Origin of the sequence: Xanthomonas sp. NCPPB 2922, assembly GCF_041520885.1 — a bacterium.
GTDB classification, from domain to species: Bacteria; Pseudomonadota; Gammaproteobacteria; order Xanthomonadales; family Xanthomonadaceae; genus Xanthomonas; species Xanthomonas campestris.
In genome coordinates this window covers 42,419-55,625 of sequence record NZ_JBGOFY010000017.1, presented here as the reverse complement: position 1 = coordinate 55,625, position 13,207 = coordinate 42,419, and the positions used below count along the sequence as shown (strand labels likewise).

Annotated in this window: 9 protein-coding genes; 6 read left to right on the top strand and 3 right to left on the bottom strand. The window is 66.1% G+C overall.

Going from position 1 to position 13,207, the window contains the following annotated elements:
* Nucleotides 1-82: 82 nt before the first annotated feature.
* From ACD584_RS16970 to ACD584_RS16955, 4 genes are all read left to right on the top strand, one after another.
* Nucleotides 83-784, top strand: a complete 702-nt coding sequence (locus ACD584_RS16970) for a response regulator transcription factor (protein ID WP_040940691.1) — start codon at nucleotides 83-85, stop codon at nucleotides 782-784.
* On the top strand, nucleotides 777-2,162 hold the full coding sequence (locus ACD584_RS16965) for a sensor histidine kinase (RefSeq protein ID WP_042596965.1): 1,386 nt from the start codon (nucleotides 777-779) through the stop codon (nucleotides 2,160-2,162). The genes ACD584_RS16970 and ACD584_RS16965 overlap by 8 nt, the downstream gene beginning before the upstream one ends.
* Nucleotides 2,162-3,211: an ABC transporter substrate-binding protein gene (locus ACD584_RS16960; RefSeq protein ID WP_014508907.1), complete on the top strand. Its 1,050-nt coding sequence runs from the start codon at nucleotides 2,162-2,164 to the stop codon at nucleotides 3,209-3,211. Before ACD584_RS16965 ends, ACD584_RS16960 begins: the two co-directional genes overlap by 1 nt.
* 275 nt (nucleotides 3,212-3,486) lie before the next feature.
* Nucleotides 3,487-4,125 (top strand): response regulator transcription factor, encoded by a 639-nt coding sequence (locus ACD584_RS16955; protein WP_011038447.1) that lies wholly within the window; start codon nucleotides 3,487-3,489, stop codon nucleotides 4,123-4,125.
* A 210-nt stretch (nucleotides 4,126-4,335) separates the two neighbouring features.
* Here ACD584_RS16955 and ACD584_RS16950 read toward each other — a convergent pair whose 3' ends face one another.
* From ACD584_RS16950 to ACD584_RS16940, 3 genes are all read right to left on the bottom strand, one after another.
* Nucleotides 4,336-4,557 carry a hypothetical protein gene (locus tag ACD584_RS16950; RefSeq protein ID WP_228437976.1) on the bottom strand — a complete coding sequence of 74 codons (222 nt, stop codon included), beginning with the start codon at nucleotides 4,555-4,557 and terminating at the stop codon, nucleotides 4,336-4,338.
* A 140-nt stretch (nucleotides 4,558-4,697) separates the two neighbouring features.
* A complete protein-coding gene (locus tag ACD584_RS16945) occupies nucleotides 4,698-7,343 on the bottom strand; it encodes a PAS-domain containing protein (RefSeq protein WP_076037154.1) in 2,646 nt (881 codons plus the stop codon).
* 115 nt (nucleotides 7,344-7,458) lie between these two features.
* Entirely contained in the window at nucleotides 7,459-8,628 is a 1,170-nt protein-coding gene (locus ACD584_RS16940; protein WP_070689773.1) for an OprO/OprP family phosphate-selective porin, read from the bottom strand.
* Between the two features lie 292 nt (nucleotides 8,629-8,920).
* Here ACD584_RS16940 and ACD584_RS16935 point away from each other — a divergent pair, with 292 nt between their 5' ends.
* Nucleotides 8,921-10,267, top strand: coding sequence for a dicarboxylate/amino acid:cation symporter (locus ACD584_RS16935; protein WP_011038444.1), 1,347 nt, complete (start codon nucleotides 8,921-8,923; stop codon nucleotides 10,265-10,267).
* A gap of 165 nt (nucleotides 10,268-10,432) precedes the next feature.
* Nucleotides 10,433-12,742 carry an NADP-dependent malic enzyme gene (locus ACD584_RS16930; protein WP_042596954.1) on the top strand — a complete coding sequence of 770 codons (2,310 nt, stop codon included), beginning with the start codon at nucleotides 10,433-10,435 and terminating at the stop codon, nucleotides 12,740-12,742.
* Nucleotides 12,743-13,207 lie beyond the last annotated feature (465 nt).

Below are 13,207 nucleotides of genomic sequence, written 5' to 3'. Positions count from 1 at the left end.
TTGTTGGCGAGGCCTGTTACCTTCCGGCCGCGGTGACGTGCTGTTGCGATTCCCCATTCCCTATTCACGATTCCCTGCCCCAATGCGCCTGTTGCTCGTAGAAGACAACGCCGACCTTGCCGATGCCATCGTGCGGCGCATGCGCCGTAGCGGGCATGCGGTGGATTGGCAGCAGGACGGGTTGGCCGCGGCCAGCGTGTTGCGCTACCAGAGCTTTGATCTGGTGGTGCTGGATATCGGCTTGCCCAAGCTGGATGGATTGCGCGTGCTGGCCGGGATGCGCGAGCGCGGCGACACCACGCCGGTGCTGATGCTGACCGCGCGTGATGGCATCGAAGACCGCGTGCAGGCGCTGGATGTGGGGGCCGACGATTACCTGGGCAAGCCGTTCGACTTTCGTGAGTTCGAAGCGCGCTGCCGGGTGCTGCTGCGGCGTAATCGCGGCCAGGCCAGCGAGGTGGTGCAACTCGGCGCGTTCGTGTTCGACAACGCTGCGCACACCGTGAGCCTGGACGGGGTGGCGATCGAGTTGCCCAATCGCGAGTACCGGCTGCTGGAAATCCTGATCGGACGGCTGGGCCAGGTGGTGGGCAAGGACGAGATCGGCAACGGGTTGTTCGGTTTCGATGACGATGTCGGCCCCAATGCGATCGAGCTATATGTGGGCCGGCTGCGCCGCAAGTTGATCGGTGCGCCGCTGCGCATCGTCACCGTGCGTGGCGCCGGCTACAAGCTGGAAGAGGCCGACCCGCAGGCCGTCGCCGAGGCCGGCAGCGATGGCTGAAGCCCACGCGGTGGCGCCGTCGATCCGGCGCACGCTGCTGCTGTATCTGAGCAGCCTGTCGCTGCTGGGCGCGGTGGTGCTGTTCTTTGCCGCGCGCGATTACGGCGAGCGTGCGGCCAATCGCTCCTACGACCACCTGCTGGTGTCGTCGGCGTTGTCGATCATCGACAGCGTGGCGTTGGTGGGCGGCGATTGGCAGGTGGATCTGCCGTATGCCTCGCTCGACCTGCTGGGCATGGCGCCGGAAGACCGCGTGTTCTACCGCGTGTTCGATGCACAGGGCCGCACCATCACCGGCGAAGACACCTTGCCGCTGCCGCCGCGTGCACCCGATGGCGAGCGGCCGCTGTTGTTCGACGCAAACTACAGCGGCGAGCCGGTGCGCTTTGCGGTGGTGATGCATCGGGTGGCCTCGGACTCCGGGCAGGGCGAGGTGCGCGTGCAGGTGGGCCAGACCCGCCGCGCGCGCGACGCGGTGGCGCGCGATGTGGTGCTCAACGCATTGGTGGCGATCGCGGTGCTGTCGCTGCTGGCGCTGGCGCTGGTGTGGATTGGCGTGTATCGCGCGTTGCGCCCGCTGCAACGCATCGAGCGTGATCTCTCGCGGCGCGAGCCCTCCGATCTGAAACCGCTCACGGTGCCCGCACCGCAGGAAATGCAGTTGATGGTCGCCGCGCTCAACCGCTTCATGGCGCGGTTGTCGTCCAGCAACGAAACCCTGCGCGCGTTCATGGCCGAGGCTGCGCACCAGATGCGCACGCCGCTGGCCGCGTTGCGTGCGCAGGCGCAGCTGGCGATGGACGACGACGACCCGCGCGACATGCAGCGCAGCCTGGTGGCGATCGAACGCAACGCCAGCCATATGAGCCGCCTGCTCAATCAGCTGCTCAGCGATGCCAGCGTGATCCATCGCGCCAATCTGCAGCGGTTTGCCACGGTCGATCTGGTCGAACTCCTGCACCAGGCACTGCATGACGCACTGCCACGTGGCGAGGAGGCACCGCGCGTGCATCTGGCGATCGACCCGCAGCCGGCGCTGCTGCGCGGCGATGCCTTGCTGCTGCGCGAGGCCTTGAAGAATCTCATCGACAACGCCTGCAAATACGGCGCCGGCGCGCCATTGCAGGTTGCCCTGACCAGCGACGGCCACCAGCATGTGCTGACCATCGCCGATCACGGCCCGGGCATTCCGCCGGCCGAGGCCGAGCGGGTGTTCGAGCGTTTTGTGCGCGGCCCGGATGCACCGGCCGGTGGGGCGGGCCTGGGCCTGGCGATCGTCAAACGCGTGGTCGAGGCGCACGGTGGGCGCATCGATCTGTCCAATCGCATCGGCGGCGGGCTGATTGCGTCATTGCATTTTCCCGGAGGCACGGCGTGATGCGCGTGGTGTGTGGTGTGGTGTTGCTGCTGCTGTGCGGACTGGCCTGGGCGGCGCCCGGCGATGTACGGCGATTTCCGGCACAGGGCGCGGTGCAGGCGCAGCTGCGCGTGCAGGGCTCGACCGATCTGGAAGTGTTTGGCGCGGTGATCCAGGACTACCAGCGCCTGCATCCCGGCACCGAGGTGATCTACGAAGACGTGATCGCCTGGGACATCTACGAGCAGTACCTGCATCCGGCCGCCAATGCGCCGCAGGCGGATCTGCTGATCAGCGCCAGCATGGATCTGCAGACCAAGCTGGTGAACGATGGCCACGCGTTGACGCATCGCTCGGCGCAGACCGAAGCGCTGCCGGCCTGGGCGCAGTGGCGGCACGAAGTCTTCGGCATCAGCTACGAGCCGGTGGCCATCGTCTACAACACGCGCAAGCTCGCCGCCGCGCGGGTGCCGCGTACACGCCGGCAACTGCTCGCGTTGTTGCGTTCACCCGATGCGCCGTTGCGCGGCAAGGTGGGCACCTACGATGCCGAGCGCAGCGGCGTGGGCTATCTGTTCGCCACCCAGGACGGGCAGGTGGGCAGCATTGCCGGCGCGTTGCTGGCCGCGCTGGGGGCAAACCAGGTGCGTCTGGAAGAACGTACCGGCACCTTGCTGGACCGTGTCAGCCGCGGCGAGTTGTTGCTGGCCTATAACGTGCTCGGCTCCTACGCACAGGCGCGCATCGATGCCGGCGCGCCGCTGGGCATCGTGCAGCCGCAGGACTACACGTTGGTGGCGCTGCGCACCGCGGTGATCCCCAAGACCGCGCCGCACGCGCCCGAGGCGCGCCGGTTCCTGGATTACCTGCTCTCGCCGCGCGGCCAGCAGGTGCTCTCGCGCGAGGCGCGGTTGATGCCGATCCTGCCGTCGGCCGGTGGTCGCGGTGGCTCGGCGCAGCCGCCGTTCCGACCGATTCCACTTGGTCCCGGCCTGCTGGTCTATCTGGACAAACTCAAGCGCCGGCAGTTCCTGGAAGCCTGGCGCGCCAGCACCCAGCCGCCGCGCTGAGCGGTCGCGGAGTGGGCCGACCCGTGTTTCATGGTGAAAACACGCATTGAACGGGCCGCTTGATCGCGGCGAAATTGAGCAGCGCATGCACGCCATGCAGGCGTTCGATGGAGGGATTGTCTACGTGTCTGCCATCCGAGGCGTGCGCGGAGTTCAGTGCATCGAGCGCATCGGCAGCGCGCCTGCCGCATGCCCGGGCCGTCCAGCTCCACGCACCACCCACCTACCGCGCAGCGCAGCGGGAAAGCGACGCAGCCATGTGCCAGACTTGGCGCATGGCCGATCTCACCATCCTCGTCGCCGACGACCACCCGTTGTTCCGTGCTGCCGTGATCCACGTGCTGCACCAGACCCTGCCCACTGCCGAAGTGGTGGAGGCCTCCAGCGCCACCACCTTGAGCGCGATGCTGCGCTCGCATCCGCAGGCCGAGCTGGTGCTGCTGGACCTGGCCATGCCGGGCGCACGCGGCTTCTCGGCGCTGTTGCACGTGCGTGGCGAGCATCCGGACATTCCGGTGGTGGTGATTTCATCCAACGACCACCCACGCGTGATCCGGCGCGCGCAGCAGTTCGGCGCGGCCGGCTTCATTCCCAAGTCCACCCCGGCCGAATCGATTGGCACTGCGGTGGCCAGCGTGCTCGATGGTGGCACCTGGTTCCCGCCGATGACCGCCGAGCGCTCGGAAGCCGATGCGCAATTGGCGGCCAAGCTCGCCCAGCTCACGCCGCAGCAATTTCGCGTGTTGCTGTGCCTGGCCGATGGCCTGTTGAACAAGCAGATTGCGCACGAACTGGGCCTGGCCGAGAACACCGTCAAGGTGCATGTCACCGCCATCCTGAAAAAGCTGGACTGCTACAGCCGCACCCAGGCAGCGGTGCTGGTCAAGGCGCTGGAGCCGGAAGGCGAGGGCTGAGCGCACTGCGCGTGCTGCAGGGCACGTGGGCGCTTCGGATACAGCGCCTCAGCCGCTGCGTAGCTAGCTAGTCGCAAGGTGGCGCATGCACTGCTGCAACCGGCTATTACGCGGCAGCCAAGCTCATGCAGCCTGCGGATGCCATATTCTCTGCCGGCGCAAAGCGCGCATCACTGATTCGCCCTGTAGACAATACGGCGTTGCCAAAAATTACGCGGACACCACATCGATCATGTGGCCGGTGCTGAAATGGCGGTGGCGTGCGACCTGATCCAGCACGGTGATCAGTTTGCCTGCCGTGTAGGGATCCATCTGCACGCGTGCTGATGGCCCGGGCTGCGCAGCGGCCGGGGCGTCCTGCGCATGCGCCGTGAATCCGCCTGCGCAGCTGACAATCAACAAGGACGTCAACAGAAGCAGCGTCGTCTTCATCATCGGGCGTCCACCTTGCAGGTGCGGAAGCACGATGATTCAGGCTAACGGCCAGTGCCTGACGTTGAAACGCGAAGTGGTGGTGCACGATCCGACCCCGCCAGGCAGCGGTGCCTGCGCCTGTGCGTTGCCGCACAGACTTACCCGCGCCGCAACAACATCTGCGTGACCAACGCGCGCAGCGCCGGCGGCCGGACCGGTTTTGACAGGAAGCCCCAGCCCGCTTCCAGCGCATGCTCGCGCAGGGCGGGGCTGGGTTCGGCGGTGACCAGGATGACGCGCGGTTCGCGCTGCCATTGCGCCACCAGTTGCGGCAGCAGCATCGGGCCGTAATGGTTGCCCATGCGTACGTCCAGCAGCAGCAGTTCCGGTGCATCGTCGGGGCTGGCCGCGGCCAGCGCGTCGTCGGGGCCGCCGGCAAAATCGACCCGGCATTCCCAGCGCTCCAGCAGTGCACGCGTGGCCTCGCACACGCGCGGATCATCGTCCACGCACCACACCCGACAGCCGTGCAGGATGGGGTCGTTGCCGTGTTCGTGCTGCAGCTGCGGCGTGGGCAATGGCTGCACGATGGCCGCACGTTCGCCCAGCGGCACGCTGACCGAAAACACGCTGCCGCCGCCCAGCGTGGAGCGCAGGCCGATGCGATGCCCGAGCAGGCGGCCGATGCGCTCGACAATCGCCAGGCCCAGGCCTGCGCCACGGTCGTTGGCCACGCCGTCGTCGAGGCGGCGGAATTCTTCGAAGATTTCGTGCTGCAGCGCTTCGGGAATGCCCGGGCCCTGATCATGCACTTCGATGCGCAACCAGCCGCCACGCCGACGGCACCCCAGCAGCACGCGGCCGCGCGGGGTGTAGCGGATCGCATTGGACAGGAAGTTCTGCAGGATGCGACGCAACAGGGTTTCGTCGCTCAACACCACCGCCGAGGTGGGCACCCAGTCGAGCACCAGGCCGCGGTCTTCGGCCAGGATGCCGAACTCGCGCGCCAGGGTGTCCAGCAGCGGGCCGATCGCAAAATCGCGGACCTGGGTTTTCAGGCTGCCGGCTTCCAGGCGCGAGATGTCGAGCAGGCTGTTGAGGATGGCGTCCTGCGCCGCCAGTGCGCCGTCGATGTTGTCCACCAGTTGCGCACTGCCGGTGGCGTGCACCTGCCCACGCAACACCGAGACGAACATGCGCGCGGCATTGAGCGGCTGCAGCAGGTCGTGCACTGCCGATGCGACGAAGCGGGTCTTGTAGCGGTTGGCGCTTTCGGCCTCGCGCTTGGCTGCTGCCAGATCGCGCGTGCGCTCGGCTACGCGGTGTTCCAGCGCATCGGCCAGCGAGCGCAGTTCGCGCGCGGCGTTCTTGTAGGTGGTGATGTCGGCGTAGCTGGTGACAAAACCGCCATCGGGCAGCGGGTTGCCGCGGATTTCCAGCACCGTGCCGTCTTCCTTCTCGCTCTCGCGCATGTGCGGTTTGCCGCTGCGCAGATGGTTGAGGCGGCGTTCGATGGCGGCCTCGATCGGGCCGGGCCCGAGCAGGCCGCGGCGCGCGTTGAAGCGGAACAGGTCTTCGATCGGCCGGCCGACCTGCAGCAGCTCGGCGGGAAAGCGGAACAGTTCCACATAGCGGGAATTCCACGCGACCAGGTTCAGCGCCGCGTCGATGACCACAACGCCTTGCGGCAGATGTTCCAGGCTGCGACTCAGGCCAGTGTTGGCCTGCTGGGCCGCTGCCACCACGCCATCCTGGGCGGTGCGCAATTCTTCGGCGTGTTGCTGCAACAACGTTTCCAGTTCATTCCGGCTGCGCTGGCGCAAGGCCGACAGCCGGCTACGCTGCTGCACGAACAACCACAGCAGCGCCAGCGCCAGCCACGCACCGGCCGCCGCGATGGCCGCCGCGCGGCCGGCGGCCGCACTGGCGCGGGTGTCGTGCAGCAGGTGCAGGCGCCAGCCGCTCTCGGGCACCTGCAGGGTCTGCCACAGCACCTGGCCGCTCAGGGGCGGCATCTGCACCTCCGCCAGCACACCGCCACTGCCGGTGGGTTCGATCACCCGGCGCTGCAACGGCAGCAGGCGTTGGCTGGCGTACTGGCGGGTGGCCTGCAGTTCGCGCCGGTCACGTTCGCTGAGCGGGGCGAGCATGCGGTAGCGCCACTGCGGGCGGCTGGCCAGGAACACCACATCGTGCGCGTCGGAGGCCAGCACGATGTCCGGGGTCTGCAGCCATTCGCGCTCCAGTGCCGCCAGCGCGATCTTGATCACCACCACGCCCTGCACCTGCCCGGCAGGGTCGCGGATGGCCTGGGACAGGAAGTAGCCCGGCTCGCCGGTGGTCAGGCCGATGCCGTAGAAGCTGCCGCTGCCACTGGCCAAGGCCTGTTGGTAGTACGGGCGGAACGCATAATCCACGCCCACGTTGCTGCGCGCGCCGCGCCAGTTACTGGCGGCCAGCGCGATGCCGTCGCGGTTGATCAGGGTCAGCGTGGAAGACTGGGTGACGTTGTTGGCGCGTTCGAGTTTGCGGTTGAGGCGTTCGACCTGGTCGGCCGACAACGGCGCGTCGACGGCCGCGCGCAGGTCCGGGTCCAGCGTCAGGATCTGCGGCAGGGTGCGGTAACGGTCGATGCGTTGCTGCAGCGCCTGCGCATACAGGCGCAGCTGGCGTTGCACGGAGGCGCTTTCCTCGCGCAGTGCGTTCTGTTCGACAAAGTAACCGGCCGCGAACATGGCCACCAGCATCCCGCCCAGCACAATCGACAAGGTGAACAGCAGGCGGCGGCGTTGCGAGGAATACATCGCGCAAGTATGGCGGCGGCGGGCGCTGGGCGCAGCCACCGCACACACGACTGCGGCCGCGTCCCGAAGGAGGCGGCCGCAGGGTGATGCGGGATGAGGCGTTAGCCGTGGGCGCTTAGAACATCACCTGCGCGCGCAGCTCCATCACGTGCGGGGTTTCATGCACGCCGTTGCGCGAGGAATCCACCCAGCTGTAGTTGGCCTGCATCTTGAAGTGGCTGGTGAGGTACCAGTTGGCACCGATGGTGGTGTCGTGCTGACGGCCGCCGTGGACGTTGTTGTCTTCCAGATTCAGGCGGCTGTAGCGGGCAGTCAGTTCGACCGCGCCGTAATCGTGGGCGGGCTTGATGTTGCCTGGCACGCCGCCGGCATAGCTACGCGACTCGCCGGTCAGCGACCAGGTGCCATACACGTACTGGCCCTGGGCGATGAAGTGCGGCTGGCCGGCATTACGCGCCACTTCGGCACGCAGCGCTTCGCTCTGCAGCGAGAACGGGCCGTGGATCCACACCGCTTCCACGCCGGTGCGGATCACGTGATCCACATCGAGGATGGTGCCGGTGTCGATCAGGCGCACATCGGTCAACCCGGCTTCCGGGCGGGCGCGCAGCCGCACGCGCGGGCTGAACGACACGCCACGGCCGTCGCTGAAGCCGCGCGGGTTTTCCACCGAGCCGGCGATGCCCAGGTGCAGCACGTTGCCTTCGGCCTTGAACGGGGTCCAGGCCGCATGCACAGCCTGGGTGGTGCCGGGGTTGTCCCCCTGCAGGTCCTGGCCGCCGTATGCGCCGGCCTGCAGCAGGTACTGCGGGCGTTCCAGGGTCCATTCCACGCCGGTCCGGCGACCCTGGAACACCGCCTGCACCGGCAGGCCCAGTTCCATGAAGCTGCCCGCACGCGAACTCTGCACCGCTTCCAGGCCCACCGGCACCTTCATGTAGCCCAGGCGTACCCGGCCGTAGTCCTGGCCCAGCAGCGCCTTGGTTTCGAAGCGGAAGAACACGTCAAGCCACAGCTTGGCTTCGAAGTCGAAATACACCATGGCGTCGTAGACGCCCTTTTTCTTCAAGGTGGCGCCGAATTCCTTGCGGCGGAAATCGGTGCGGTCTTCCAGGCGGTCGTCGCCGGAGAAATTGTTGTCGTCGTAGGCGTAGTTGCCGGTCAGGCCGATTTCGGTGCCGTCACCGAAGGTGTACTTGGTGGGCCAGTTCTCGATCGAGGTGGCGGCATGGGCGGCGGGCGCGGCGGCGATGGCCAGCGCAAGAACGAGCGGATTGAGGCGCATAGGAATGATCTTCGGCGAGGAAAAGTAGGGGCCGGGCGTCCTGCCATGGCGAGCGCAATGAACAGCTTCATGAAACGCGCAGGGTCCGGGACGGCCAACAGCACAGAAAGTCGGTGTCTGCGTTAAACGGAATTAACGGCCGAGGGGCGCGTGGCTGAAGTGTAAGACCAGGTTCAGGCAACGCCCAGTGCGTAGTACCAATGGGTTATCGGCCCGGGCTGTGACGTGCGGCCAGAATGCCTGCACCGGGTGCCTGGCTCAGGCGCCCTCCAAGTTCCCTCGGAGTGGTGTCATGCACATCAGCAAGCCTGCCGGCCCCCTGCCGGCGCCTGTCCCCTTCTACCGCCAGTTGTATTTCCAGGTGGTGGTGGCGATCGTTCTTGGCGCCCTGCTGGGCCATTTCGAGCCGGCCTTCGCCGAAAGCCTCAAGCCACTCGGCGATGCCTTCATCAAGCTGGTGAAGATGATCATCGCGCCGGTGATCTTCCTGACCATCGTCACCGGCATCGCCGGCATGACCCACCTCAAGACGGTGGGCCGGGTCTTCGCCAAGTCGATGACCTACTTCCTGTTCTTCTCCACGCTGGCGTTGATCGTCGGCATGGTGGTGGCGCACGTGGTGCAGCCGGGCGCCGGCATGAACATCAACCCGGCCGAGCTGGACCAGAGCGCGGTCAACACCTACGTGCAGAAATCGCACGAGCTGAGCCTGGTCGGCTTTTTGATGGACATCATCCCGGCCACGCTGATCAGCGCGTTCGTCGATGGCAACATCCTGCAGGTGCTGTTCGTGGCGGTGCTGTTCGGCATCGCGCTGGCGCTGGTGGGCGAACGTGGCCGCCCGGTGCTGAGCTTCCTGGAAGCGCTCACCGCCCCGGTGTTCCGCCTGGTGCACATGCTGATGAAGGCCGCGCCGATCGGTGCATTCGGTGCAATCGCCTTCACCATCGGCAAGTACGGCGTGGAATCGCTGGTCAATCTGGCCTGGCTGGTGGGCTCGTTTTACCTGACCTCGCTGTTCTTCGTGCTGGTGATCCTGGGCATCGTCTGCCGGTTGTGCGGCTTTTCGGTGCTCAAGCTGATCCGCTACCTCAAGGCCGAGCTGCTGCTGGTGCTGGGCACCTCCTCGTCGGAATCGGCATTGCCGTCGCTGATGGAGAAGATGGAAAAGGCCGGCTGCGAGAAGTCGGTGGTGGGCCTGGTCGTGCCGACCGGCTACTCGTTCAACCTGGACGGCACCAACATCTACATGACCCTGGCGGCGCTGTTCATCGCCCAGGCCACCAACGTCGACCTCACCCTCGGCCAGCAGATCACCTTGCTGGCGGTGGCGATGCTCAGCTCCAAGGGTGCAGCCGGCGTGACCGGCGCCGGCTTCATTACGCTTGCGGCCACGCTGTCGGTGGTGCCGGATGTGCCGGTGGCCGGCATGGCGCTGATCCTGGGCGTGGACCGTTTCATGAGCGAGTGCCGCTCGCTGACCAACTTCATCGGCAATGCAGTGGCCACGGTGGTGGTGTCGCGTTGGGAAAATGCGCTGGACCGTGACCAATTGAGCCTGGCATTGGATGGCCGTGCGCCGCCGCTGCAGGCACCGGTGCCGCCGCCGGACGCAGTCGCGCCGGTCAGCGCACGCTGATGCTTCCTACGGCCCTGTATTCCGCTGGTATCCCGGCGGGATGCAGGGCCGTTTTTGCATTGCAGCAACCGATCTTCCTGCCGCGCTGACAGCTGCGCGACAGGCCCTTGTTCAGGCAGGAGGGTAGAATTCAGCTCTTCTGCGCCCTTGAGACCTACACAGCCGATGTCCAACGACGACTTCAAACAGGCCGCCCTCGACTATCACCGCCAGCAGCCGGCCGGCAAGATCAAGGTCACCGCGACCAAGCCGATGCTGACCCAGCGCGATCTGTCGCTGGCGTATTCGCCTGGCGTGGCCTTCGCCTGCGAGGCCATCGTCGAGGACGCCACCCAGGCCAGCGAGCTCACCGCGCGCGGCAATCTGGTGGCGGTGATCACCAACGGCACCGCGGTGCTGGGCCTGGGCAACATCGGTCCGCTGGCCTCCAAGCCGGTGATGGAAGGCAAGGGCGTGCTGTTCCAGAAGTTCGCCGGCATCGACGTGTTCGACATCGAGATCAACGAGAACGATCCGGACAAGCTGGTGGACATCATCGCCAGCCTGGAGCCGACCTTCGGCGGCATCAACCTGGAAGACATCAAGGCGCCGGAGTGCTTCATCGTCGAGCGCAAGCTGCGCGAGCGCATGAACATCCCGGTGTTCCATGACGACCAGCACGGCACTGCCATCATCGTCGGCGCGGCGGTACTCAATGCGCTGGTGGTCACCGGCAAGAAGATCGAAGACGTCAAGCTGGCCACCACCGGCATGGGCGCGGCAGGGATCTCGTGCGTCAACATGCTGGTCTCGCTGGGCCTGAAGCCGGAGAACATCCTGGCGCTGGACCGCGATGGCGTGATCCACACCGGCCGCACCGATCTGGACCCGGACAAGCAGCGCTACGCGCGCGACACCGACAAGCGCACCCTGGCCGAAATCGTCGAAGGTGCCGACATCTTCCTGGGCCTGTCGGCGGCCGGCATCCTCAAGCCGGAAATGGTCGCCACCATGGCGCGCCAGCCGGTGATCTTCGCGCTGGCCAACCCCAACCCGGAAATCACCCCGGAAGCGGCCAAGGCGGTGCGCCCGGATTGCATCATCGGCACCGGCCGTTCGGACTACCCGAACCAGATCAACAACGTGCTGTGCTTCCCCTACCTGTTCCGCGGCGCGCTGGACGTGGGCGCTACCGGCATCAACGAAGACATGAAAATCGCCTGCGTCAAGGCGATTGCGGCGATGGCGCGGCGCGAGGCCTCCGACCTGGGCGCGGCCTATGGTGGCGAAACCCCGAGCTTCGGCCCGGAATACCTGATTCCGCGTCCGTTGGACCCGCGCCTGCTGGTGGAGCTGTCCTCGGCGGTGGCGCAGGCGGCGATGGATTCGGGCGTGGCCACGCGCCCGATCGCCGACATGGCGGCCTACCGCGACCGGCTCAGCCAGTTCGTCTACCGCACCAGCTTGATGATGAAGCCGGTCTACGACCGCGCGCGCGCCGACAAGCAGCGCGTGGTGTATGCCGAAGGCGAAGAAGAGGTGGTGCTGCGTGCGGTGCAGAACGTCATCGACGAAGGGCTGGCGCTGCCGATCCTGATCGGCCGCCCGGACGTCATCGAAGCGCGTATCCAGCGCATGGGGCTGCGCATCCGTGCCGGTGAAGATTTCGAGATCACCAACATCCACGACGACCCGCGCTTCAACGATTACTGGCAGTACTACTACGCGCTCACCGAGCGCCGTGGCGTGACCGTGACCGCGGCCAAGGAACTGATGCGCTCGCGTCCGACCCTGATTGCCGCAGTGATGGTGGCGCGCGGCGAAGCCGACGCGATGCTGTCGGGCGTGGTGGGGCGCTTCCACAAGAAGCTGGGCTACGCGCGCAGCGTGATTCCGCTGGAACCGCGCGTAAGCTCCACCTCGGCCATGACCGGCGTGATCAACCAGCAGGGCGTGTTCTTCTTCCTGGATACGCACGTGCAGGAAGACCCCACCGTGGAGCAGGTGGTCGAAGCCACCTTGCAGGCCGCGTATCGCCTGAAATTGTTCGGCATCGAGCCCAACATCGCGCTGCTGTCGCATTCCAACTTCGGTAGCCACGATTCGCGTGACGCCCTGAAGATGCGCGAAGTGCGCGAAGCCCTGCTCAAGCGCAAGCCCGAGCTCAACATCGACGGCGAAATGCAGGGCGACACCGCCTGGGACGAAGCGCTGCGCAAGCAGATCATGCCCAACAGCACGCTCAAGGGCCGCGCCAACCTGTTCGTGCTGCCCAACCTGGAAGCGGCCAACATCGCCTACAACCTGGTGCGCGTGTTCACCGACGGCGTAGCCATTGGCCCGATCCTGATGGGCATCTCCAAGCCGGTGCACATCCTCACCACCAGCGCTACCTCGCGCCGGGTGATGAACATGACCGCGATTGCTGCGGTGGATGCGCAGATCCGCAAGCAGCGTGATGCCGAGAAGCACAACGCCGAGAAGAACGGCGGCTGATGCTGCAGCGTTGATAACCGAGGCGTTGAATGACGCCTCGGTTATCGATAACGCCAATTGCGGTTGCAGGTTCGACAGTAGTGGGTGCGATGGCGTCTACATGCGAAGGCGCCGAGAACAACGCGGTTGAGGCAAGTCTCTGCAGCAAGCAGCTATGCAAACCGTCTAACGGATAGCTCGGGCAACGGGCTAGAACAACTAGCTGGAGCATCTGTTCGAGAAACATTTGAGTGTTATCGGTAGAGCCCTGTCGCGCGCGAGCGCGCTCCTACGGATATCGCGCTGAAGCAATTGCCGATGCGAAAAGCTGATGCAACTGCTGCTTGAGTGCGGCGATCACGAGCAACAGCCTTTTATGCGCTATCCGCTGCGCATCAGTGGTGCGCCAGTCACTCGCTGCCGTACGCCTGCAATGTGGCTGAAAGCCCTCTCCCGGCGGGAGAAGGGTTCGGGTTAGGGCACGCA